This is a genomic window from Halomonas sp. LMYGS-3 (assembly GCF_059509875.1).
In genome coordinates this window covers 193,604-215,698 of record NZ_JCAKFQ010000004.1, presented here as the reverse complement: position 1 = coordinate 215,698, position 22,095 = coordinate 193,604, and the positions used below count along the sequence as shown (strand labels likewise).

The 22,095-nt window shown below is 66.6% G+C and carries 19 protein-coding genes and 8 tRNA genes; 13 read left to right on the top strand and 14 right to left on the bottom strand.

The features are described 5' to 3' along the window. Positions 1 to 11: 11 nt before the first annotated feature. The 10 genes from hemN to ccoN form a co-directional block, all read right to left on the bottom strand. Complete coding sequence (gene hemN / locus AC5W54_RS05840) at positions 12 to 1,427, bottom strand: oxygen-independent coproporphyrinogen III oxidase (protein ID WP_495961127.1); 1,416 nt, start codon at positions 1,425 to 1,427, stop codon at positions 12 to 14. A 95-nt stretch (positions 1,428 to 1,522) separates the two neighbouring features. Further along, on the bottom strand, positions 1,523 to 2,221 hold the full coding sequence (locus tag AC5W54_RS05835) for a sulfite exporter TauE/SafE family protein (protein WP_495961126.1): 699 nt from the start codon (positions 2,219 to 2,221) through the stop codon (positions 1,523 to 1,525). Then, the gene (gene ccoS, locus AC5W54_RS05830; protein WP_495961125.1) at positions 2,221 to 2,439 is read right to left on the bottom strand and encodes a cbb3-type cytochrome oxidase assembly protein CcoS; all 219 of its coding nucleotides are present in this window, start codon (positions 2,437 to 2,439) and stop codon (positions 2,221 to 2,223) included. The genes AC5W54_RS05835 and ccoS overlap by 1 nt, the downstream gene beginning before the upstream one ends. Then, positions 2,436 to 4,904: a heavy metal translocating P-type ATPase gene (locus tag AC5W54_RS05825; RefSeq protein ID WP_495961124.1), complete on the bottom strand. Its 2,469-nt coding sequence runs from the start codon at positions 4,902 to 4,904 to the stop codon at positions 2,436 to 2,438. Before AC5W54_RS05825 ends, ccoS begins: the two co-directional genes overlap by 4 nt. Positions 4,905 to 4,941: 37 nt before the next feature. Beyond that, entirely contained in the window at positions 4,942 to 5,457 is a 516-nt protein-coding gene (locus tag AC5W54_RS05820) for a FixH family protein (protein ID WP_495961123.1), read from the bottom strand. A 2-nt stretch (positions 5,458 to 5,459) separates the two neighbouring features. Then, positions 5,460 to 6,899, bottom strand: a complete 1,440-nt coding sequence (ccoG, locus tag AC5W54_RS05815; RefSeq protein ID WP_495961122.1) for a cytochrome c oxidase accessory protein CcoG — start codon at positions 6,897 to 6,899, stop codon at positions 5,460 to 5,462. Between the two features lie 123 nt (positions 6,900 to 7,022). Continuing rightward, the gene (gene ccoP, locus AC5W54_RS05810) at positions 7,023 to 7,952 is read right to left on the bottom strand and encodes a cytochrome-c oxidase, cbb3-type subunit III (protein WP_495961121.1); all 930 of its coding nucleotides are present in this window, start codon (positions 7,950 to 7,952) and stop codon (positions 7,023 to 7,025) included. Further along, positions 7,949 to 8,176: a cbb3-type cytochrome oxidase subunit 3 gene (locus AC5W54_RS05805; RefSeq protein WP_495961120.1), complete on the bottom strand. Its 228-nt coding sequence runs from the start codon at positions 8,174 to 8,176 to the stop codon at positions 7,949 to 7,951. Before AC5W54_RS05805 ends, ccoP begins: the two co-directional genes overlap by 4 nt. Position 8,177: 1 nt before the next feature. Next, the gene (gene ccoO / locus AC5W54_RS05800; protein ID WP_495961119.1) at positions 8,178 to 8,786 is read right to left on the bottom strand and encodes a cytochrome-c oxidase, cbb3-type subunit II; all 609 of its coding nucleotides are present in this window, start codon (positions 8,784 to 8,786) and stop codon (positions 8,178 to 8,180) included. Between the two features lie 23 nt (positions 8,787 to 8,809). Continuing rightward, positions 8,810 to 10,234 (bottom strand): cytochrome-c oxidase, cbb3-type subunit I, encoded by a 1,425-nt coding sequence (gene ccoN, locus AC5W54_RS05795; RefSeq protein WP_495961118.1) that lies wholly within the window; start codon positions 10,232 to 10,234, stop codon positions 8,810 to 8,812. A gap of 165 nt (positions 10,235 to 10,399) precedes the next feature. Between ccoN and AC5W54_RS05790 the strand changes: the two genes are divergently transcribed. The 10 genes from AC5W54_RS05790 to AC5W54_RS05745 all read left to right on the top strand — a co-directional run bounded on the left by AC5W54_RS05790 (position 10,400) and on the right by AC5W54_RS05745 (position 19,048). After that, positions 10,400 to 11,122: an alpha/beta family hydrolase gene (locus tag AC5W54_RS05790; RefSeq protein WP_495961117.1), complete on the top strand. Its 723-nt coding sequence runs from the start codon at positions 10,400 to 10,402 to the stop codon at positions 11,120 to 11,122. Between the two features lie 134 nt (positions 11,123 to 11,256). After that, a tRNA-Val gene (locus AC5W54_RS05785) sits at positions 11,257 to 11,332 on the top strand. 39 nt (positions 11,333 to 11,371) lie between these two features. Beyond that, a tRNA-Asp gene (locus AC5W54_RS05780) sits at positions 11,372 to 11,448 on the top strand. A gap of 27 nt (positions 11,449 to 11,475) precedes the next feature. After that, positions 11,476 to 11,552 (top strand) — tRNA-Asp (locus tag AC5W54_RS05775). A 39-nt stretch (positions 11,553 to 11,591) separates the two neighbouring features. Continuing rightward, positions 11,592 to 11,668: transfer RNA gene (locus tag AC5W54_RS05770), tRNA-Val, on the top strand. Between the two features lie 3 nt (positions 11,669 to 11,671). Beyond that, a tRNA-Asp gene (locus AC5W54_RS05765) sits at positions 11,672 to 11,748 on the top strand. A gap of 223 nt (positions 11,749 to 11,971) precedes the next feature. Continuing rightward, positions 11,972 to 13,981 (top strand): FAD-dependent oxidoreductase, encoded by a 2,010-nt coding sequence (locus AC5W54_RS05760; RefSeq protein ID WP_495961116.1) that lies wholly within the window; start codon positions 11,972 to 11,974, stop codon positions 13,979 to 13,981. Between the two features lie 266 nt (positions 13,982 to 14,247). After that, positions 14,248 to 16,170 carry a PrkA family serine protein kinase gene (locus tag AC5W54_RS05755; RefSeq protein WP_495961115.1) on the top strand — a complete coding sequence of 641 codons (1,923 nt, stop codon included), beginning with the start codon at positions 14,248 to 14,250 and terminating at the stop codon, positions 16,168 to 16,170. 28 nt (positions 16,171 to 16,198) lie between these two features. Beyond that, positions 16,199 to 17,479, top strand: coding sequence for a YeaH/YhbH family protein (locus tag AC5W54_RS05750; protein WP_495961114.1), 1,281 nt, complete (start codon positions 16,199 to 16,201; stop codon positions 17,477 to 17,479). A gap of 18 nt (positions 17,480 to 17,497) precedes the next feature. Further along, entirely contained in the window at positions 17,498 to 19,048 is a 1,551-nt protein-coding gene (locus AC5W54_RS05745; protein WP_495961113.1) for a SpoVR family protein, read from the top strand. Between the two features lie 78 nt (positions 19,049 to 19,126). Here AC5W54_RS05745 and AC5W54_RS05740 read toward each other — a convergent pair whose 3' ends face one another. Beyond that, positions 19,127 to 19,441, bottom strand: coding sequence for a high-potential iron-sulfur protein (locus AC5W54_RS05740; RefSeq protein WP_495961112.1), 315 nt, complete (start codon positions 19,439 to 19,441; stop codon positions 19,127 to 19,129). Between the two features lie 242 nt (positions 19,442 to 19,683). Here AC5W54_RS05740 and AC5W54_RS05735 point away from each other — a divergent pair, with 242 nt between their 5' ends. From AC5W54_RS05735 to AC5W54_RS05725, 3 genes are all read left to right on the top strand, one after another. Then, positions 19,684 to 20,145 (top strand): methylated-DNA--[protein]-cysteine S-methyltransferase, encoded by a 462-nt coding sequence (locus AC5W54_RS05735; RefSeq protein ID WP_495961111.1) that lies wholly within the window; start codon positions 19,684 to 19,686, stop codon positions 20,143 to 20,145. A gap of 100 nt (positions 20,146 to 20,245) precedes the next feature. After that, positions 20,246 to 20,521, top strand: coding sequence for an Lrp/AsnC family transcriptional regulator (locus AC5W54_RS05730; protein ID WP_495961110.1), 276 nt, complete (start codon positions 20,246 to 20,248; stop codon positions 20,519 to 20,521). Positions 20,522 to 20,596: 75 nt separating this feature from the next. Next, positions 20,597 to 21,466, top strand: coding sequence for a DNA/RNA non-specific endonuclease (locus tag AC5W54_RS05725; RefSeq protein WP_495961109.1), 870 nt, complete (start codon positions 20,597 to 20,599; stop codon positions 21,464 to 21,466). Positions 21,467 to 21,570: 104 nt separating this feature from the next. Here the strand turns inward: AC5W54_RS05725 and AC5W54_RS05720 are convergent. The 3 genes from AC5W54_RS05720 to AC5W54_RS05710 all read right to left on the bottom strand — a co-directional run bounded on the left by AC5W54_RS05720 (position 21,571) and on the right by AC5W54_RS05710 (position 21,955). Beyond that, positions 21,571 to 21,657, bottom strand: a tRNA-Leu gene (locus AC5W54_RS05720). A 45-nt stretch (positions 21,658 to 21,702) separates the two neighbouring features. Then, a tRNA-Leu gene (locus AC5W54_RS05715) sits at positions 21,703 to 21,789 on the bottom strand. A 79-nt stretch (positions 21,790 to 21,868) separates the two neighbouring features. Further along, positions 21,869 to 21,955, bottom strand: a tRNA-Leu gene (locus tag AC5W54_RS05710). Positions 21,956 to 22,095: the final 140 nt, after the last annotated feature.

The following is a 22,095-nucleotide window of genomic DNA, read 5'->3' as shown; positions in this document are numbered from 1 at the left end:
GAGGTAGTCGCTCACGCGCTGCGGGAGTCGTTCGACACCGGCCGTAGTGGCAGGTAGGCGTCGAAGGCCATGGCGAGGTGCTGGATCAGCAGCCGGCCGCTCGGCGTGACGACGAGCCGATGGCCGCGGCGCTTCACCAGGCCGTCGCGTTCGGCGGCTTCCAGCCGGGCCAGGGCGTCGGCCAGGCAGGCCTCGGCGTCGACCCCGAAGGCCTGGCCCAGTGCTTCGAGGTCGAGGGCCATGTCGCACATCAGGCGCTCGATGGCGTGCCGCCGCAGCCGGTCGTCGAGGGTGAGGCGCAGCCCGCGGGCGGTGGCCAGCTGACCGGCATCCAGCGCCGCCTCGTAGGCGACGAGGTCTGCGGGATTCCGGGCGTAGACGTCATCGACACGACTGATCGCCGAGACACCGAGCCCCACCAGGTCGCATCTCGTGTGCCTGGAGTAGCCCTGGATGTCCCGCGCGAGGGTGCCCTGACGCTGGGCAACGGCCAGGCTGTCGTCGGGGCGAGCGAAGTGCTCCATGCCGAGATGCACATAGCCGGCCGAGGTCAGCATGTCGAGGGTGGTATGCTGCATCGCCAGCGTCTCCTCGGGGCCGGGAAGATCCTCGGCGCGGATGTGCCGCTGGGACGTGAAGCGCTCGGGCCGGTGGACGTAGTTGAAGACCGACAGTCGAGCCGGGGCCATGGCGATCACCTGCTCCAGGGTCTCGGCGAAGCTGTCGCGAGTCTGCAGTGGCAGTCCGGCGATCAGGTCGAGGTTGAGCGAGCGGAAGCCGAGGCGGTCGGCCTCGTCGATCAACGACTCGGTGAGCACTCGGGGCTGGAGCCGGTTGATCGCCCGCTGGACCCTGAGGTCCAGGTCCAGGACGCCGAGGCTCAGGCGATTGAAGCCCAGCGCCTGCAGGTGGCGCAGGGTGAAGACACTGGCCTCCCGCGGGTCGATGTCGATGGCGTAGTCGCGCTCCCTCGAGCCCGAGAGACCGAAGCGGGCATCGAGACGATCGATCAGGTCGCTCATCTGGGCGAGCGAAAGAAAGGTCGGGGTGCCGCCACCCCAGTGCAACTGCTGGACTTCCCGCGACGCGTCGAGATGGCGAGAGGTGAGTACCATCTCCCGGTCGAGCCGCGAAAGGTACGCTTCGGCCAGCCGCGTGTCACCGGTGGCGATCTTGTGGCGGGCACAGTGGAAGCAGGCCAGGCGGCAGAAGGGTACATGCACGTAGAGCGACAGCGGGCGACCATCGTCGTTGCTGCGCTCGAGTGCCGCGATGAACGCCTCGGCCCCGAAGTCGTCCCCGAAGCAGTGCGCCGTGGGGTAGGTAGTGTAACGTCTCCCGGGGGTGTCATAGCGGCGCAGCAGAGCCGCGTCCCAGACGAACCGGGCGGAACCCCCTGGGCCTTGGCGATTCGCGTGAGCGGACATGACGGCACTCCGGATGATGGGCATGTCCTGATGGTAGCGAGAGCGGCCCTTGGCCGTGTTGAGCTGGGTCAAGCCGGGGCGTGATCGCCGCTGGATCAGGCGTGGCCGACACCGGGCAGCAGCACCCAGAGCTGCCACAGGGCGAAGGCGATGATCGACGTCGCGGCCAGCATGCGGGTGGCTCGGTGGCGGATCAGGGCGCCGAGCTGGCGTGCCGCCAGGCCGGTGACCAGCAGGGCCGGCAGGGTGCCCAGGCCGAAGGCGCCCATCAGCGCCGCACCATGGTGCGGGGCGGCACTGGCCAGGCTCCAGGCGAGCATGGAGTAGACCAGGCCACAGGGCAGCCAGCCCCAGACCGCCCCCAGCGCCACGGCCTGGGGAACCTTCACCACCGGCATCAGCCGCCGGCCCACCGGCTCCAGATGGCACCACAGCCGCTTGCCGACGGCCTCCACCCTGAGCAGCCCCTTCCACCAGTCGGCGATATAGAGCGCCATCAGGATCAGCATCACCGCGGCCAGCCCCTGCAGCGCCAGTCGGGCGCCGGGGGCCACCCCGATCAGGGTGCCGAGCCCGGCGACCAGGGCCCCGGCGACCATGTAGCTGGCGATGCGCCCCAGGTTGTAGCCCAGCAACAGGCCGGTGAGCCGGGTCGCTGAACGCATGCTGGGGGGCACGGCGAAGGTCAGCACACTCATGATGCCGCCGCACATGCCGATACAGTGGGCACCTCCCAGCAGGCCGAAGACGAAGGCCGCCATCAGCGGCGGCAGGCCGAGGCCGGTGGGATCCATCAGGCCCCGTCGTCGCCGGCGTCGTCGCGCCGGGTCTGTTGCCGCCGACGCTCACGCTCCTCGGCGGGGAGGTCGTTCTCGTCCTCGTCGAAGAGGATGCGGTGGGCGGGGCCTTCCAGGTCCTCGAACTGGTCGTTCTTCACCGCCCAGAAGAAGGCCCAGACGGCCAGGCCGAGCAGGATCAGCGACAGCGGAATCAGCAGATAGAGAATGCTCATGCGTTCACCAGCCGTGGAGTCGGGACGATGGGCGCGGCGGCCGAGCGGAAGCGGTTGAGGCGCAGGGCATTGCCCACCACCACCAGGGAACTGGCCGACATGCCCAGCGCGGCCACCCAGGGCGGCACGATGCCGATGGCCGCCAGGGGCAGGGCCGAGGCGTTGTAGCACACCGACCAGATCATGTTCTGGCGCATGGTCCGGCGGGTGGCACGACTGATCTCGATGGCCTCGACGATACGCATCAGCCGCGGGCTGAGCAAGACGGCGTCGGCACTGGTACGGGCGAGGTCGGTGGCGCCGTTCATGGCGATGGCCACGTCGGCACCGGCGAGCACCGGCACGTCGTTGATGCCGTCGCCGATCATCGCCACCTTCTCGCCCTCGGCCTGCAGGGTGCGGATGCGCGCGAGCTTGTCCTCGGGGCTGGCCGAGGCGTGCCAGGTCGTGATGCCGAGGCGCTCGGCCAGCCGGCTCACGGCCGCCGGGGTGTCGCCGGAGAGCAGCTCCACCTCGAGCCCCTGCGCCTGCAGGGCGGCGATGGTGTCGGCTGCGTCCTCACGCACATGGTCGTGCAGGGCGAACCAGGCGCGAGGCTCGCCCGCTTCGGCGAGCAGCAGCCACTGGTCCTCGCCCGGCGGCGTGAGCGAGAGTCCGGGTGCGGCGAAATCGGGTTTGCCCAGGCGCCAACGGCGGCCCCCGATCTCGCCCTCCAGGCCCTGGCCGGTGCGGCTGACCAGGTGCTGCGCGCGCATGGTGGCGTCGCGGTGAGGACGGAAGGCCCGAGCGATGGGATGTTCGGAGCTCGCTTCCAGGGCCGCGGCGAGTGCCCGAGCGCGTTCACCGTCGAGATCGCCGAGCGGTCGGGTCTCCACCAGCGCCATCCGGCCGGTGGTCAGGGTGCCGGTCTTGTCGAGGATCACCCGGTCGAGCTGGGAGAGCGCCTCGATGGCGTCGGCCCGGGTCACCAGCACACCACGCCGCCGCAGCTGGCCGTGGCCGGCGGTCAACGCCGTGGGAGTGGCAAGTGCCAGGGCACAGGGGCAGGTCACCACCAGCACCGAGAGAGTGACCCAGAGCACCCGGGGGGGATCGATGAACCACCAGACGGTGGCCACCCCGAGGGTGACGAACAGCAGTCGCAGCACGAAGAGGTGCGACATGCGGGCGGCCATCCGGGCCAGCCGCGGGCGACTGGCGAAAGCACGATCGGTGAGGTCGACGATGCCGGCCACCCGGGCCTCGGGGCCGGCGTGGGTCACGCGCACCACCAGCGGGCTCTCGATGTTCTGGCTGCCACCGGTGACGGTCTCGCCGACCCGGCGCATCACCGGCAGGTACTCGCCGGTGAGCATCGATTCGTCGAGGCTCGACTCGCCATCCTCGATCACCCCGTCGGCGGGCACCCCGTGGCCGGCCTTGACCAGCACCCGGTCGCCGGCGGCGAGTTCGCTGGCCGGCAGGATGCGCTCCTCGCCCTCGTCGGTCAGGCGGATCGCCGAGAGCGGCAGGGCGCCGGACATGGCATTGCCGCTGTGACCGCTGCGGCGCCGGGCGCGGGCCTCCACGTAGCGGCCGAAGAGCAGGAAGAAGGTGAACATGGCCACCGAGTCGAAGTAGACCTCGCCGGTGCCCGAGAGCACCGCATAGCCGCTGGCGAGATAGGCGCCGCCGATGGCGAGCGACACCGGCACGTCCATGCCCAGCACCCGGGTGCGCAGGTCGCGCAGGGCATTGCGGAAGAAGGGCAGGGCGGAGAAGAACACCACCGGCGTGGCCAGGGCGAAGGAGAGCCAGTGGAAGAGGGCGTGGAAGTCGTCACTGATCTCACCGGGGCCGGCCACGTAGATGGGGATGGAGAACATCATCACCTGCATCATGCCCACGGCGGCGACGATCAGTCGCCGCACGTTCATGCGCTCCTCGTGGTGCAGACGCGCCTGGGCCGCGTCGGGCTCGTAGGGCTGGGCCTGGTAGCCGATCGTCGCCATCTCGGCGAGGATGCGCGACAACTTGGCTCTCCGTGGGTCCCAGCTCACCCGCACCCGGTGATGGGTGAGGTTGACGGCGCTGGAGTCGATGCCCTCCAGGGCGTTGAGGCGGTGCTCGATCAGCCAGGCGCAGGCGGCGCAGGTGATGCCGTCCACCGCCAGGGTGGCGTGGACGTGCTCGCTGCCGGCCTCGGGGTGCACGAACTGCCGCTGCAGGCCGGGATCGTCGAACACCGCCCAGGTCTCGGCCCTGGCCGCCTGGCGGTCATCCGGGCGCTCCGGCAGCTCGGTGCGGAAGCGGTAGTAGCTCGCGAGTCCGCCGTCGACGATGGCGTGGGCCACCGCCTCGCAGCCGGGGCAGCAGAGCGGGTGCGCCCGGTCGTCGAGGGTGATCGACCAGGGCGCCCCGGCGGGGACCTGGCTACCGCAGTGGTAGCAGTCGAGTTCGGACGCGGCGGCGGCTTCTGCGGTCATGGGGTGGTCGGGGTGGCGACACCGGGCCGGATGGCGGTCATTCGGCCGCCGGGCGGCCCGGTGTCAAGGTGATGACGTTCTCGTCGGGGAAGCGTGCCTCGCCGACCAGGCGCCACTCCGGCGTCTCCTGGGCGGGTTGCAGCTGCAGGTACCAGCGGTAGCGCAGATTGTCCGGTGCCTGGCCCACATAGCGGCCATCGCGCACGTGCTCCAGGGTAAGCTCGATGTCGCGGTCGTCCTGGGTGGGGAAGATCAGCTCGAAGTCGAGCCGGTCGGGGCGCGAATCGCCCTCCAGGTCCAGCACCACGTCGCTGGTGACGGGGTCGATGCGCAGCGCGCCCGACAGGCCGAGTGCGGCGGCACGCTTCTGCTTGGCCAGCACCATGTTGATGGCGCGGCCGTGCTCGTAGTAGTCCTCCTGGACCATGCCATCGGCGCTGCGCACCGCGAGGAAGGCGAAGGTCGAGCTGACGCCGATCGACAACATCAGCAGGCCAATCAGGAACCAGGGCCAGAACTGCTTGTACCAGGGGGTCACGGGGTGGGTTTGCACGGTTATCTCCGGATCTGTCCGATGAAGCGCGCTTCGCGCTCCAGGGCGATGCGTTCGTTACCCTCGGCGGCGAGGTGCAGGTGGATGGTGTGGCTCGGTAGCTCGACCACGTCCGGGTCGGCGGTGATGCTCACCACGGTCCGGCGAAATTCGCCGGCGGGCACGCTGATGCTGCCGGTATCCAGCTCGAGGCCGGGCAAGCCGCTGGCTCGGAGACGATAGACGTGATCCTCGTGGTCGAGATTGCGGATGGTCAGCGTGTAGACATTGCTGATCAGGCCTTCACGGGTCATCTGGAACAGCTGGTTGCGCTCGCGCTCGACCTCGAAGCCGAGCGGCATGCGCTCGGACAGGGCCCAGGCGAAGGCGCCGACCATCACCAGCAGCGCGGCCAGGTAGCCGAGCAGGCGCGGGCGCAGGATACGACTCGGGCGGCCCTCCAGGGCGTGCTCGGTGGTATAGCGGATCAGCCCCCGGGGGTAGCCCATCCTGTCCATCACGCTGTCACAGGCATCGATGCAGGCCGCACAGGTGATGCATTCGACCTGCAGGCCGTCACGGATGTCGATGCCGGTAGGGCAGACCTGCACGCAGAGATCGCAGTCGATGCAGTCGCCATACCCCGCCTCGCGTGCCTGCTGGTGGCTGAGGCTCTTCTTGCGCGAGCCGCGAGGCTCGCCGCGAGCCTCGTCGTAGGAGACGATCAGGGTGTCGGCGTCGAACATCACCGACTGGAAGCGGGCGTAGGGGCACATGTAGATGCACACCTGCTCGCGCAGCCAGCCGGCGTTGAGGTAGGTGAAGACCAGGAAGAAGCCGACCCAGAAGTAGGACCAGCCATGGGCCTGCAGCGTCGGCAAGTCGACCACCAGTTGGCGGATCGGGGTGAAGTAGCCGACGAAGGTGACGCCGGTCGCGAGCGCGATGGCCAGCCAGATGGCGTGCTTGACCCCCTTGCGCCAGGCCTTGTCGAGCGTCATCGGCGCCTTGTCGAGCTTGATGCGCCGGTTGCGCGGTCCCTCGAGGCGATGCTCGAACCAGATGAACAGGAAGGTCCAGACGCTCTGGGGGCAGGTGTAGCCGCACCAGACGCGACCGGCGAACACCGTGACGAAGAACAGGCCGAAGGCGCAGATGATCAGCAGCCAGGAGAGCAGCATGAACTCCTGGGGGTAGAAGGTGGCGGCAAAGATATGGAATTCGCGCCCCGGCAGGTCGAACCAGATCGCCGGGCGCCCCTCCAGCTGCAGCCAGGGGAGGCCGAAGAAGAGCAGCATCAGCCCCCAGTTGGTGCTGCGGCGCAGGCGCTGGAAGACCCCCTTGATCTCGCGCACGTAGATGTGGCGTCGGCTGGCGTACATCTCCTGCCGGACCGTGTCCCCGGGCGCATGGTGCCCGACCGGACTCGGGGTGACGTCTTGCGTGGGTATCTTGTCGCTCATGGCAGGCTCGCGGAGGACTCGGCGGAAGGGGCGGGGGAGTCGCGATCCATTGTATCGACCCCGTCGCCCAACGAGACAGGGTGCGACCCGAGGCCGCACCCCGCTCGCGCAGTACGGGCCGCCTCAGTCCCTGAAGCGCAGGCTATAGATATAGGCGGCAACCAGGTGGACACGCTCCTCGCCGATATAGGCCGCCTGGGCCGGCATGTGGCCGTTGCGGCCGTTGCGCAGGGTCTGACGTACCGAGTCGGCCACGCTCTGCCCCGGGGCCTGATAGAGCCAGATGTCGTTGGTCAGATTGGGTGCCCCCAGGGCCTGGTTGCCGCTGCCGTCGGGCATGTGGCAGGCGGCACACACCGAGGCATAGACCGCGGCACCCGGTTCGGCGCGCTCGGGGTCATGCTCGTTGCCGGAGATCGCCAGCACGTGCTGGGTGAGGTTCTCGATGTTGTTCTCGCCCAATTGCTGCCAGGAGGGCATCAGGCCGTTGCGACCACGGGTCAGGGTGGTGACGATGTTCTCCGGTTCGCCGCCGTAGAGCCAGTCGTCGTTGGTCAGGTTGGGGAAACCGTAGCCGCCCCGGGCATTGGAGCCGTGACAGACCGCACAGTTGTTGAGATAGATGCGCTCGGCCACCTGCATGGCGTCGTCGTCGCGGGCCAGCTCGGGAATCGGCACTTCCTGGTACTGGGCGAAGATCGGCGTGAAGCGCTCCTCGGCGCGGGCCACCTCCTCCTCCCATTGTCCCTCCTGGGTCCAGCCCAGCAGGCCGGCAAAGTTGCCCAGTCCCGGGTAGAGCAGCAGGTAGCCCAGCGAGAACACCACGGTGCCGACATAGAGCTGGAACCACCAGCGCGGCAGCGGGTTGTCGTACTCCTCGATGCCGTCGGCGGCGTGGCCGGTGGTTTCGACGTTGCCCTCGGAGTCGGGGATCTTGTCGGTCCGGCGGTTGGCGTAGAGCAGCCAGAAGGCCAGCCCGATGGAGCCCAGCGTGATGACGATGATCCAGGCGCTCCAGAAACCCGAAAGGGAGTCATCCCAAAGATTGTTCATGTGTTCCTGTCTCCCTTGTCGTCTCGGGAATCGGCCTCGTGCGTTCGCTCTTCCGGCGAGAGGCGCTCGTCACGGTTCGGTTGCTCGTCATCGTCGGCGAAGGGCAGGTTGGCCGCTTCGTCGAAGTCCGGCTTGCGCCGCTTGGAGTAGGCCCACCAGGTGATGCCGAGGAAGGCCAGGATCAGCAGCCCGGTGATGATGCCGCGAAAGGTCCCGGTATCCATGTCAGCGCGTGCCCTCGAGGACGGTACCCAGCTGTTGCAGGTAGGCGACCAGGGCGGTGATCTCCTGCTGGCCGCGTACCTCGCGGGTGGCGTTCTCGATCTGCTCGTCGGTGTAGGGGACGCCCAGGCGGCGCAGGGTCTCCATCTTCTTCGGCGTGGCCCGCCCGTCGAGGGTGTTCTCGAACAGCCAGGGGTAGGCCGGCATGATCGACTCCGGGACCACGTCACGCGGGTTGTACATGTGGGCGCGGTGCCAGTCGTCGCTGTAGCGCCCGCCGACGCGGGCCAGGTCCGGGCCGGTACGCTTGGAGCCCCACAGGAAGTTGTGGTCGTAGACCGACTCGCCGGCCACGCTGTAGTGGCCGTAACGCTCGGTCTCGGCGCGGAAGGGGCGAATCATCTGCGAGTGACAGCCGACGCAGCCCTCGCGGCGATAGATGTCACGCCCCTCCAGCTCCAGTGCGGAGAGCGGGCGCAATCCCTCGACGGGTTCGGTCGTCTGCTTCTGGAAGAACAGCGGCACGACCTCGGCCAGGCCGCCGAAACTGATCACCACCAGGATCAGCACGGCGAGCAGGCCGACATTCTTTTCGACGATCTCGTGTCTCATTGGTGTCGGTTTCCCCGGTTGGCTCAGGCAGTCTGCGGAATCGGCTGGCGAGCGGTGTCGCTGCGCTTGACGGTCATGGTGACGTTGTAGGCCATGATCAGCATGCCGAGCACCCAGCACAGGCCGCCGACCAGGCGCACGATGTAGCCGGGGCCGCTGGCCTCGACGGACTCGATGAAGGTGTACATCAGGGTGCCGTCGGGATTGATGGCACGCCACATCAGACCCTGCAGGATGCCGTTGACCCACATCGAGGCGATATAGAGCACGGTGCCGATGGTCGCCAGCCAGAAATGCACGGCGATCATGCCGACCGAGTACATCTCGGTACGGCCGAAGAGGCGCGGGATCAGGTGGTACATGGAGCCGATGGTGATCATCGCCACCCAGCCGAGCGCCCCGGCATGGACATGGCCGATGGTCCAGTCGGTGTAGTGGGAGAGCGCGTTGACGGTCTTCACCGCCATCATCGGCCCCTCGAAGGTCGACATGCCGTAGAAGGAGAGGGCGACCACCAGGAAACGCAGGGTCGGGTCGGTGCGCAGTTTGTGCCAGGCCCCGGAGAGGGTCATCATGCCGTTGATCATGCCGCCCCAGGAGGGGGCGAGCAGGATGATCGACATGATCATGCCCAGCGACTGGGCCCAGTTGGGCAGGGCGGTATAGTGGAGGTGATGCGGCCCGGCCCACATGTAGATCATGATCAGTGCCCAGAAGTGGACGATGGAGAGCCGGTAGGAGTAGACGGGGCGTTCGGCCTGCTTGGGCACGAAGTAGTACATCATGCCGAGGAAGCCGGCCGTCAGGAAGAAGCCGACCGCGTTATGGCCGTACCACCACTGGACCATGGCGTCGATGGCGCCGGCGTAGATGGAGGTGGAGTACATGGCGGTGACCGGGATGGCGGCATTGTTGACGATGTGCAGCACCGCGACGGTCAGGATGAAGGCGGCGAAGAACCAGTTGGCCACGTAGATATGCGAGGTCCTGCGCTGCTTGATCGTCATCAGGAAGACGATGGCATAACTGACCCACACCACGGCGATCAGGATATTGATCGGCCACTCCAGCTCAGCGTACTCCTTGGTGGTGGTATAGCCGAGCGGCAGCGAGATCACCGCCGACAGGATCACCGCCTGCCAGCCCCAGAAGGTGAAGGCCGCGAGCTTGTCCGAGAACAGCCGCGTCTGGCAGGTGCGTTGCACCACGTAGTAGGAGGTGGCAAACAGCGCCGAACCGCCGAAGGCGAAGATCACGGCGTTGGTGTGGAGGGGGCGCAGGCGGCCGAAGCTCGTCCATGGCAGCCCCAGGTTGAGTTGCGGCCATACCAGCTGTGCGGCGAGGATGACACCGAGGGTCATGCCCACGATGCCCCACACCACCGTCATGATCGCGAACTGCCGAACTACTTTGTAGTTGTAGGTCGGGTGTTCCAGTGCTGTGCTCATGTCAGGTTCCCATCGAATGCGGTATTGGGTTGCCCCGCGGCATTCTGCCCCGAGTCGGCCTCCCGCTGGATGATGCAGGTCAAGATTCCGCGGGAATTCTAGCGCAGCGCAGCAACAACCTGAACACATCCAAGGGAGAATTCATGAACTCGAAGAGGGCACCGAGTGTCTAATTTTTTTTGTCAAGTCGACACCTGCATCCCTTCTGCCCGGCTTCGCCACCACCTGTTGTCGGAGGAGCAGGGGCGCTGGCTGGTCGAGGGGCTCGGCCCCCTCGAGGTGCGCGGGGTGGCGCGGGTTGGGCGCCTGCTGTTCGCCCATGGGGCGGGGGCTGGGCAGGACTCGGCCTTCATGGCGAGGCTGCGCAATGCGCTGGCCGGAGCGGGGGTCCAGACCCTGGCCATCGAGTTCGGTTACATGCAGCAGATGCGCCGTGAGGCGCGGCGCCGCCCCCCGCCGCGGATCGACCATCTGGTCGATGAGCTGGCTCGCTGGTGCGACACCGTGTCGCATTCGCGGCTCGCTGCCCCCTGGCTCGGCGGCAAGTCCATGGGCGGGCGCGTCGCCAGCCTGTTCGCCGCGCGTGACCAGGCGGCCGGTCTGGTGCTCTGCGGCTATCCCTTTCACCCTCCCGCCCGGCCGGCGGACCGGCGCCTGGCCCACTGGCCGTTGCTGGCCTGTCCGACCCTGGTGCTGCAGGGCAGCCGCGACCCCTTCGGTAGCCGGGAGGAGCTGGCCGGTTATGCGCTGCCCGGCGTGGCCAGGGTGCACTGGCTCGAGGATGGCGATCATGACTGGAAGCCCAGGCGCGTCTCGGGGCGTGACCAGGGGCAGCTGATCGATGAGGCGGCCAGGACGATCGCCGCCTTCATGGCCGACCACTCATGAAGTCCATGCCACGGACGATGCGGGCAAGTCGATGAAAGGGCGGCGGTTATGTGGCGGACCGGGCGGCCCCGTGGGGATGCAAAAAGCGTTGACATTGGACGGTGCCCCTGTAGAATGCAGCGCCACGTGACCGGGGGTGGTTAGCTCAGCTGGGAGAGCACCAGCCTTACAAGCTGGGGGTCACAGGTTCGAACCCTGTACCACCCACCATTGCCTCGGCAATGCCCGATCACGTCGGAAGCACGCAGCGGACCGGTAGTTCAGTCGGTTAGAATGCCGGCCTGTCACGCCGGAGGTCGCGGGTTCGAGTCCCGTCCGGTCCGCCATCGTCTTCCAGACTGCAGTCGTCTTGTGGACCGGTAGTTCAGTCGGTTAGAATGCCGGCCTGTCACGCCGGAGGTCGCGGGTTCGAGTCCCGTCCGGTCCGCCACGTCGGCCTGGCAGTTGCAGCAAGCAGTTCGATGTTCGTGGGTGATTAGCTCAGTTGGTTAGAGCACCAGCCTCACATGCTGGGGGTCACTGGTTCGAGTCCGGTATCACCCACCATGCGGACCGGTAGTTCAGTCGGTTAGAATGCCGGCCTGTCACGCCGGAGGTCGCGGGTTCGAGTCCCGTCCGGTCCGCCATCACGAATTCCCCGAACCCCGAGTCTCATGGCTCGGGGTTCTTTCGTTCGTGCCCGCCCTCTGTGCCGGGGTCGCCTGCCTTGCCGCTCGCTCGCGCCTTGGCCTATCTTGCCATACGCCACCTGCCCTTTTGCCGCGTCGGTGAGCGCTTTGCGCTTCGCGGCTATCTATCATACAGTTGTTTGAATATTGGCCGTGACGTGACCAGCAGGAGGAACTCGGCGTGCGCTATCCGCATCTCTTTCGCCCCCTCGAGGTGGGCCACCTGACGCTGCCCAACCGGGTGCTGATGGGCTCCATGCACACCAACCTCGAGGAGGCGCCCGGCGGCTTCGCGCGGCTGGCGGTTTTCTATGCCGAGCGCGCCCGCGAGGGCGTCGGCCTGATCGTCACCGGGGGCATCGCACCGAACCCCGAGGGGGCCGTCTTCCAGGGAGCGGCGACGCTGGTGCATCCCGAGCAGGTGGTGGAGCACCGTCAGGTCGTCGAGGCGGTGCATCGGGAGGAGGGGCGGATATGCCTGCAGATCCTGCATGCCGGGCGCTACGCCTACACGCCGGAGCTGGTGGCCCCCTCGGCAATCCAGTCGCCGATCACGCCCTTCATGCCCCGGGAGCTCTCCGCCGAGGAGGTCGAGGCCCAGATCGACGACTACGTGCGTTGCGCCACCCTGGCCAGGGAGTCCGGCTACGACGGCGTCGAGGTGATGGGGTCGGAAGGCTACCTGATCAACCAGTTCGTCTGCCCGCGCACCAACCGGCGCGACGACGGCTGGGGCGGGAGCTTCGAGAACCGGATCCGCTTCCCCGTCGAGGTGGTGCGGCGGATTCGTGCGGCGGTGGGTGACGACTTCCTGATCATCTTCCGGCTGTCGATGATCGACCTGGTGGAAGAGGGCAGCACCCATGAGGAGGTGGTCGGCCTGGGCCGCGCCATCGAGGGTGCCGGCGCCGACCTGATCAACACCGGTATCGGCTGGCACGAGGCGCGGGTGCCGACCATTGTCACCAGCGTGCCCCGGGCCGCCTTCACCGAGGTCACCCGGCGCATGAAGGCCGAGCTCGCGATTCCGCTGATCACCACCAACCGTATCAACATGCCCGAGGTGGCCGAGCGCGTACTGGCCGAGGGCCATGCCGACATGGTCTCCATGGCGCGGCCCTTCCTCGCCGACCCGGCCTGGGTGACCAAGGCCGCCGAAGGGCGTGCCGAGGAGATCAACACCTGCATCGCCTGCAACCAGGCCTGCCTGGATCACACCTTCCAGGGCCGGATCACCTCCTGCCTGGTCAACCCTCGCGCCGGCCACGAGACAGAGCTCACCATCGAGCCCGCCGGCACGCCCCGCGAGATCGCGGTGGTCGGCGGCGGGCCGGCGGGGCTGGCCACCGCGGTCACCGCGGCGAGCCGTGGCCACCGGGTCACGCTGTTCGAACGCGACGGCGAACTGGGCGGGCAGTTCAATTTTGCACGCCGTATCCCCGGCAAGGAGGAGTTCGACGAGACGCTGCGCTACTACCGGGTGATGCTGGACAAGCACGGCGTGCGGATACGCCTCAATACCGAGCCCGACCTCCACGCGCTCAGGGATTTCGATGAGGTCGTGCTGGCCAGCGGGGTGCGGCCGCGCCGCCTCGAGCTGCCCGGCATCGAACACCCCAAGGTGATGAGCTACCCGGTGGCCATTACCCACCCGGAGCGTGTCGGGCCACGGGTGGCGATCATCGGCGCCGGGGGTATCGGCTTCGATGTGGCGGAGCTGCTGACCCATGTGGGTCATCCCGCGCTCGACCGCGATGCCTGGTGCGACGAGTGGGGCGTCGATCTGGCCGTGGGCAGTCGCGGCGGCCTCAAGGCACCGAACCGGCCCGAGACGCCGCGCCAGGTGTTTCTGCTGCAGCGCAAGGCGTCCAAGCCCGGCAAGGGGCTCGGCAAGTCCACCGGCTGGGTGCATCGGGCGTCGCTCCGTCATCGAGGCGTCGAGGCCCTGGCCGGTTGCGAGTACGTCGGCATCGACGACGCGGGGCTGCACATCCGTATCGACGGTGAGCCGCGCCTGCTCGAAGTCGACTCCATCGTGGTCTGTGCCGGCCAGGAAGCGGTACACGATCTGCTCGAGCCACTGCGGGCGGCGGGGATGGCGGTGCATGTCATCGGCGGTGCCTTCGATCCCGCGGAACTCGACGCCAAGCGTGCCATCGATCAGGGTACGCGGCTGGCGGCCCGGCTGTGATCGTTGCCGACCGTCCGTCGGGCGAGGGTGGCGGTCCGAGCCTGCCCGCCGCTGTCATTCGGCGGGCGGCGTGCCAGCGGCGTTGAAAACTGCACAATTCTTTCGCGAACCGGGTCCTTCTCCCGGGTTCATAGTGGAGGAGGGCTCCGAGCGTTGATTCGATCGGTAAACCGTTATCCGCTGATGCTGTCTACGCTGATGAATACCCACTCTGGTACGCTTCCTCTCATCTGGCTGCCGGAGATCCGGGCAAAAAGGAGGCATCGATGAGTATCTTCGATCATGTGCAGAATCGCTTCGCTCGTGTCCAGCAGGAAGAGATGACCCTGCAGGAGTATCTGGAGCTCTGTCGTCAGGAGCCCGTGGCCTATGCCACCGCGGCGGAACGGATGCTGGAGGCCATCGGTGAGCCAGAAGTGATCGATACCGCCAAGGACTCGCGGCTCTCGAGGATCTTCTCCAACAAGGTGATCCGTCGCTATCCGGCGTTTTCCGAGTTCTACGGCATGGAGGAGGCGATCGAGCAGATCGTGGCCTACTTCCGCCACGCCGCCCAGGGGCTGGAAGAGCGGAAGCAGATCCTCTACCTGCTGGGCCCGGTGGGGGGCGGCAAGTCATCGCTGGCGGAGCGGCTCAAGCTGTTGATGGAGCGGGTGCCCTTCTACGCCATCAAGGGCTCGCCGGTCTATGAGTCGCCGCTGGGGCTCTTCTCGCCGGAGGAGGACGGGGAGCTGCTCGAGAAGGAGTACGGCATCCCGCAGCGCTATCTCAAGAGCGTAATGTCGCCCTGGGCCGCCAAGCGGCTCAAGGAGTACGGCGGCGACATCTCCCAGTTCCGGGTGGCGCGCCTCTACCCCTCGCGGCTCAACCAGATCGCCATCTCCAAGACCGAGCCGGGCGACGAGAACAACCAGGACATCTCCTCGCTGGTGGGCAAGGTGGACATCCGCCAGCTCGAGCTTCACTCCCAGGACGACCCGGACGCCTACAGCTTCTCCGGCGGGCTGTGCAAGGCCAACCAGGGCCTGATGGAGTTCATCGAGATGTTCAAGGCGCCGATCAAGGTGCTGCACCCGCTGCTCACCGCCACCCAGGAGGGCAACTACAACCCCACCGAGGGCATGGGGGCGATCCCCTTCGAGGGCATCGTGCTGGCCCACTCCAACGAGAGCGAGTGGCAGACCTTCCGCAACAACCGCAACAACGAGGCCTTCCTCGACCGGGTCTACATCGTCAAGGTGCCCTACTGCCTGCGGGTCACCGAGGAGATCAACATCTACAAGAAACTCCTCGAGCACTCCTCGCTGGCCGAGGCGCCCTGTGCGCCGGACACCCTGCGCATGCTGGCGCAGTTCTCGGTGCTCTCGCGGCTCAAGGAGCCGGAGAACTCCAGCATCTACTCCAAGATGCGGGTCTACGACGGCGAGAACCTCAAGGACACCGACCCGAAGGCCAAGTCGATCCAGGAGTACCGCGACGCCGCCGGGGTCGACGAGGGCATGGACGGGCTGTCGACGCGTTTCGCCTTCAAGATCCTGTCCAAGGTGTTCAACTTCGACAACCACGAGATCGCCGCCAACCCGGTGCACCTGCTCTATGTGCTCGAGCAGCGCCTGGAGCAGGAGCAGTTGCCCAAGGAGACCTTCGAGCGCTATCTGCGCTTCATCAAGGAGTTCCTGGCGCCGCGCTATGTGGACTTCATCGGCAAGGAGATCCAGACCGCCTACCTGGAGTCCTACTCCGAGTACGGCCAGAACATCTTCGATCGCTACGTTACCTATGCCGACTTCTGGATCCAGGATCAGGAGTATCGCGATCCGGAGACCGGCGAGTTCCTCAACCGTCAGGCGCTCAACGAGGAGCTGGAGAAGATCGAGAAACCGGCCGGCATCTCCAATCCCAAGGACTTCCGCCATGAGGTAGTCAACTTCGTACTGCGGGCGCGGGCCCAGAACAACGGCATGAACCCGAGCTGGCAGTCCTACGAGAAGCTCAAGGGGGTGATCGAGCAGAAGATGTTCGCCAACACCGAGGAGCTGTTGCCGGTGATCTCCTTCAATGCCAAGGCATCGACGGCGGATCAGAAGAAGCACGAGGATTTCGTGGCGCGCATGGTCGAACGCGGTTACACCGAGAAGCAGGTGCGCCTGCTCTCCGAGTGGTACCTGCGGGTACGCAAGTCGCAATGACGGTGACGGCCACCAGCCGGGAGGTCACATGACCTATTTCATCGATCGTCGTGCCAATGCCAAGCACAAGAGTGCGGTCAACCGCCAGCGCTTCCTCGATCGCTATCGCACGCACATCAAGCGCTCCGTGGAGGAGGCGGTGAACCGCCGCTCGATCACCGACATGGAGCGTGGCGAGAAGGTGTCGATTCCCAGTCGGGACATCTCCGAGCCGGTGTTCCAGCACGGCCCCGGGGGCAAGCGCACCATCGTCACCCCCGGCAACAAGGAGTTCGTCGAGGGTGATCGGCTGCGGCGCCCCAGCGGCGGCGGGGGTGGCGGCGCCGGCGAGGGGGGGGCCTCGAACCAGGGCGAGGGCATGGACGAGTTCGCCTTCACTCTCTCCCGCGAGGAGTTCCTCGACTTCGTTTTCGACGGCCTCGAGTTGCCGCACCTGGAGCGCAAGTCGATGGTGGACCTCGACGAGGTGCGACCGGTGCGGGCCGGGGTCTCCCGCGACGGGGTGCCGGCGCGGATCAATATCGTGCGCTCCATGCGCGAGGCCCATGCCCGTCGCATCGCGATGCGGGCGCCGATACGCCGAGCCCTGCGCGAGGCACGGGAGGCCCTGGAGGAGGAGGAGAGCAAGGACCCGGTGCTGCGCAACCCGGCGCGGATCAATGAGCTCAAGGAGGAGATCGAGCGCCTCGAGAAGCGCCTCGAGTCGATCCCCTTCATCGATACGTACGACCTGCGCTACAACAACCTGATCAACCAGCCGCAGCCCTCGAGCAAGGCGGTGATGTTCTGCGTGATGGACGTCTCGGGCTCCATGACCCAGGCGCACAAGGACATCGCCAAGCGCTTCTTCCTGTTGCTCTACCTGTTTCTCGAGCGCAACTACGAGAGGGTCGAACTGGTGTTCGTGCGCCATCACACCGCGGCCAAGGAGGTCGACGAGGAGGAGTTCTTCTACTCCCGCGAGACCGGCGGCACCATCGTCTCCAGCGCCCTGACCCTGGTCGACGAGATCATCACCAAGCGCTACCCGCCGGGGCAGTGGAACCTCTACGTCGCCCAGGCCTCGGACGGCGACAACTGGGACGACGATTCGGTCACCTGCAGCGACCTGCTGCTGAAGACACTGATGCCTCGGCTGCAGTATTTCACCTATGTGGAGATCACACCCCATGCGCACCAGGCGCTGTGGGAGGAGTACGAGAGTGTGGCTGCCGAATTTCCCGAGCGTTTCGCCATGCGACAGATCGTCGAGGCCGGCGATATCTACCCCGTGTTCCGCGAGCTGTTTCGGCGCCGTGTCGTTCAGTGAGACGGCCAAGGAGGCACCATGACCCGACGCAAGCCGATCGCCACCGGCTCCGACTGGAGTTTCGACACCCTGACCGAATTCGAGCGCGAGATCGCGCGTCTCGCCGACGAGTACCGACTGGACACCTATCCGAATCAGATCGAGATCATCACCACCGAGCAGATGATGGATGCCTATGCCAGCGTGGGCATGCCGGTGGGGTATCACCACTGGTCGTTCGGCAAGCAGTTCCTGGCCGTCGAGCAGGCCTACCGTCGCGGCCAGATGGGGCTGGCCTACGAGCTGGTGATCAATTCCGACCCCTGCATCGCCTACCTGATGGAGGAGAACACCCTGATGATGCAGGTGCTGGTGATGGCCCACGCCTGCTACGGCCACAACTCCTTCTTCAAGGGCAATTACCTGTTCCGCACCTGGACCGATGCCTCCTCGATCATCGACTACCTGGTGTTCGCGCGAAAGTACATCGCCGAGTGCGAGGAGCGCCACGGCGTGACGGCTGTCGAGCAACTGCTCGATGCCTGCCATGCGCTGCAGAACTACGGGGTCGATCGCTACAAGCGCCCTTCCCCGATCTCTCCCGCCGAGGAGGCGCAGCGCCAGAAGGAGCGTGAGGAGTACCTGCAGGCTCAGGTCAACACCCTGTGGCGGACCATTCCCGGGAGGGGATCACTCGAGTCGACACCTGGCGCTGCCGACGAGGAGGATCCCCTGGGGCTGCACGAAGGGGGGCGTTACCCCGCCGAGCCCCAGGAGAATCTCCTCTACTTCATCGAGAAGAATGCGCCGCTCCTGGCCCCCTGGCAGCGGGAGGTGGTACGCATCGTGCGCAAGCTGGCCCAGTACTTCTATCCACAGCGCCAGACCCAGGTGATGAACGAGGGCTGGGCCACCTTCTGGCACTACACCCTGATGAATCGGCTCTATGAGGAGGGGCTGGTGGACGAGGGATTGATCCTGGAGTTCCTGCAGTCCCACACCGCGGTGGTCAGCCAGCCCGGCTTCGACAGCCCCTATTTCAGCGGCATCAACCCCTATGCACTGGGCTTCGCCATCTATACCGACCTGAAGCGCATCTGCGAAGCGCCCACCGCCGAGGATCGCGAGTGGTTTCCCGACACGGCGGGCAGCGACTGGCGCGAGACCCTGGACTTCGCCATGCGCAACTTCAAGGACGAGTCGTTCATCCAGCAGTTTCTCTCGCCCAAGGTGATCCGCGACCTCAAGCTGTTCATGGTGGTGGATGACGATCAGGATGAGATGCTGGAGGTGGCGGCGATCCACGATGAGCGAGGCTATCGGCGTATCCGCGAGTCCCTGGCCACCCAGTACGCGCTCTCGGTGCGTGAACCCAACATCCAGGTCTATTCGGCGGACATCCGTGGCGACCGCTCGCTGACCCTGCGCCACGTCCAGGACAGTCGCCGGCCGCTGGCGCGCAGCGTCTACCCGGTGATCCGCCACCTGCACCAGTTGTGGGGGTTCCCGGTGAAACTGGAGTCGGTGGAGGGCGACGAAGTGGTGCGTCGCTACCAGTGGCCACTTCCCGACGAGGCGCGCCAGGAGTAAATCGGCGCCCGGAGGACGACGAGACCCGCGCCACTGGCGCGGGTCTCGTGCTGGTGGGGCGGTCTGGGACCGGGGAGATCAGCCCTCGGCGGTCCAGGACTGGCACCATCCGCCGGGTTCCACGCTGTTCTGGGGAAACAGCTGACAGCCTTCGGTGTCGGCCTGCCAGAACATGCAGTTGTCGCAGCGCTCGCCCTCCTCGTAGGCCGGGTGGTCGCTCGCCTCGCTGGCATCCTCGACATAGTTCAGGGCCTGGGCCTGGTCGGAGGCCGGGTCGAGGCGTGGCAGCTCCTGGGCGAAAGCGGACTTGGACAGGATCCCGGCACCCAGCGGCAGGGCGGCGAGGCCCAGCAGGCTGTGGCGCATGAAATCACGACGACTGTGATTGGCCATGGTATCTCCTTGTCATCACGGTGTGGCGTCTTGTCACGGTAGGGCATGTCGGGATGCCCGCGTCCTTCTTCGGGTGGTGGGCCACCTCTGCACGGGTGGTGAGCCACCCTTACTCCGACAGAGCCTGCACGACGGAGTTCGACTGCTCTATGGTAGGGGAATGCCCATCCCGGCGTGAACCACGCCACCGGCAGTGCGGCGATCGGTCGCGCCGCCGCCCGATCGCTCAGAGGAGTCCCCCCATGATCTTCACCCGCTTTGCCTCTCCCCTCGGCGAGATCCTGTTGTGCGGCGACGAGCAGGGTCTGCAGCGTCTGGTGTTGGCCGCCGAGGCGACCCCCGACCCGTCGGAGGCGCGTCGCGACGAGGCCGTCCTCGCCGAGGCCCGCGAGCAACTGCTGGCCTACCTGGAGGGCCGGCGCCGCCACTTCAGCCTGACTCTGGCGCCGGGTGGCAGCGAGTTCCAGCGCCAGGTGTGGGCGGCGCTGCTGCGCATTCCCTACGGCGAGACCCGGACCTACGGCGATCTGGCCCGCCGGCTCGGTCGCGAGGGGGCGGCGCGCGCCATCGGTGCGGCCAGTGGCGCCAACCCGCTGCCGCTGCTGATTCCCTGTCACCGGGTGGTGGCCGCCGATGGTCTCGGTGGCTACAGTGGCGGCCCGGAGCTCAAGCGCCGGTTGCTGACCCTCGAGGGGGTGGCATGAGTGGCGGGATGCCGCCCGGCGTGGTGCCCTGCTATACTCGCGCCAGTGCCGGTGACGTCTCGGTCGGCCGGGGAGCCAGTCTTGAGCAGGGGAGTGCCCGATGCAGAATGCCGTGATTCTGATCAACACCGACAAGGGACAGGTCAAGTCGGTGGCCGAGCGATTGGCCGATGTCGAAGGGATCAGCGAGGTCTATTCCACCTGCGGGCGCTACGACCTGGTGGCGATCGCCCGCACCCGTGATTTCGATAGTCTCGCCGAACTGGTGACCGAGCGTCTCAATGCCGTCGAGGGTATCCGCGATACCGAGACCCTCAACGCCATGCAGGTGCACTCGCGTCACGACCTCGAGACCATGTTTTCGCTGGGCTGGTAGCCTCGTGTTCCACGCCTTCCCGGCACGAGGCCGGGGCGGTGCGACTCTCACCGACTGGATGTGATGCGCTCAAGGATGACACGCCGCCGAGTTCCCGTTCGTTCCCGCTGGCGCCGGCAGGTGCGTCGATTCGGCATCAGTCTGCTGTTCGTGGTGGTCGGTAGCGGCCTCTGGTACGCCCAGGAGCGGGATCAGCGCGACCAGCTGGTGTGGATGGGGGTGCCCACCTGGGAGAGTCCCTCGCCGCTCACCCTTCATCGTGTGCTGCGCAACGAGGGCTTCCTGGTCGGCTGGTCCGATGTGCGGGTCAATCCGCTTTGGGTCGGTTATCTGTTGCACGAAGTGGAGGCGCCGCGGGCCGGGGCGCGCCCCGATTTTCGACGCGACTGGCGCACCCTCTGGCCCATCGCTGCCGACAGCTACTTCGGAAGCGGCTACGATCGCGGCCACTTGGCCCCCAACTACGCCATCGCCGTGGTGCACGGCCGCGAGGCGCAGCGTGACACCTTCACCATGAGCAACATGTCGCCCCAGCGCCCCGACCTCAACCGTCGCCTGTGGCAGCGCCTCGAGGAGGTGGTGATCGATCACTTCGTGCCACGCTTCGGGGTGGTGCAGGTGATCACCGGGCCGGTATTCCCCGAGCGTTTCCTCGACAACGTCCTCAACCGCGTCGGGCTCGTCGAGATTCCCGCGGCCTTCTACAAGATCATCGTGGTGCCGGCCGAAGAGCCCAGGGCGCTGGCCTTCATCATGCCCCAGGAGGTAAGCGGCGACGAGCCGCTCGATGACTACCTGGTGAGCATCGACGAGGTGGAGGCACGAACCGGGCTGAACTTCTTCCCGCGACTGCCCGAGGAGGTGGCCGAGGTGCTGGAAGGCGAAGTGGTGGCCGAGGGCTGGGCGCTCGACGAGGTGGCCCGGCTTCCGGGAAGGTTCCAGTAGGGGCTGTCCGGCTGGCGCCGACAGGCACGAAAAAACCGCGATCCTGGCGTCGCGGTTTCCTGTGGGGGCTGCTGGTGTGGGCTCGGGTGCATGAAGCGGTGAAATGGTGCCCAGGAGAGGACTTGAACCTCCACATCCGTAAGGATACTAGCACCTGAAGCTAGCGCGTCTACCAATTCCGCCACCTGGGCGCATCATGCTGTCGTCGTGTTCGCTGGCATCATCGTCGTGGATGATGGTGCCCAGGAGAGGACTTGAACCTCCACGTCCGTAAGGACACTAGCACCTGAAGCTAGCGCGTCTACCAATTCCGCCACCTGGGCGAACACGGGCGATCTCGAGCTGACAAAGAGCATGGGAGCGAACTCCCGGATACCCGATCGGCGAGGCGTCGGATATCGATGGTGCCCAGAAGAGGACTTGAACCTCCACGTCCGTAAGGACACTAGCACCTGAAGCTAGCGCGTCTACCAATTCCGCCATCTGGGCAGGCGAGGCGTATGGTACCGGATTTTTCGGGCAATGCAATAGCGCCCGGGCCGCTGTGATCGAAATACGGCATGGGGCGGTGGAGGTGACCGAGTGTGCGGACGAGGTTGGGTCGCGTCGTCGGCGGCGCTATACTGCGG

Coding starts and splice junctions, on each gene's coding strand:
- hemN (WP_495961127.1), bottom strand. CDS start 1,427: ATGTCCGCTCACGCGAATCGCCAAGGCCCAGGGGGTTCCGCCCGGTTC.
- AC5W54_RS05835 (WP_495961126.1), bottom strand. CDS start 2,221: ATGGATCCCACCGGCCTCGGCCTGCCGCCGCTGATGGCGGCCTTCGTC.
- ccoS (WP_495961125.1), bottom strand. CDS start 2,439: ATGAGCATTCTCTATCTGCTGATTCCGCTGTCGCTGATCCTGCTCGGC.
- AC5W54_RS05825 (WP_495961124.1), bottom strand. CDS start 4,904: ATGACCGCAGAAGCCGCCGCCGCGTCCGAACTCGACTGCTACCACTGC.
- ccoG (WP_495961122.1), bottom strand. CDS start 6,899: ATGAGCGACAAGATACCCACGCAAGACGTCACCCCGAGTCCGGTCGGG.
- ccoP (WP_495961121.1), bottom strand. CDS start 7,952: ATGAACAATCTTTGGGATGACTCCCTTTCGGGTTTCTGGAGCGCCTGG.
- AC5W54_RS05805 (WP_495961120.1), bottom strand. CDS start 8,176: ATGGATACCGGGACCTTTCGCGGCATCATCACCGGGCTGCTGATCCTG.
- ccoO (WP_495961119.1), bottom strand. CDS start 8,786: ATGAGACACGAGATCGTCGAAAAGAATGTCGGCCTGCTCGCCGTGCTG.
- ccoN (WP_495961118.1), bottom strand. CDS start 10,234: ATGAGCACAGCACTGGAACACCCGACCTACAACTACAAAGTAGTTCGG.
- AC5W54_RS05755 (WP_495961115.1), top strand. CDS start 14,248: ATGAGTATCTTCGATCATGTGCAGAATCGCTTCGCTCGTGTCCAGCAG.
- AC5W54_RS05750 (WP_495961114.1), top strand. CDS start 16,199: ATGACCTATTTCATCGATCGTCGTGCCAATGCCAAGCACAAGAGTGCG.
- AC5W54_RS05745 (WP_495961113.1), top strand. CDS start 17,498: ATGACCCGACGCAAGCCGATCGCCACCGGCTCCGACTGGAGTTTCGAC.
- AC5W54_RS05740 (WP_495961112.1), bottom strand. CDS start 19,441: ATGGCCAATCACAGTCGTCGTGATTTCATGCGCCACAGCCTGCTGGGC.
- AC5W54_RS05735 (WP_495961111.1), top strand. CDS start 19,684: ATGATCTTCACCCGCTTTGCCTCTCCCCTCGGCGAGATCCTGTTGTGC.
- AC5W54_RS05730 (WP_495961110.1), top strand. CDS start 20,246: ATGCAGAATGCCGTGATTCTGATCAACACCGACAAGGGACAGGTCAAG.
- AC5W54_RS05725 (WP_495961109.1), top strand. CDS start 20,597: ATGACACGCCGCCGAGTTCCCGTTCGTTCCCGCTGGCGCCGGCAGGTG.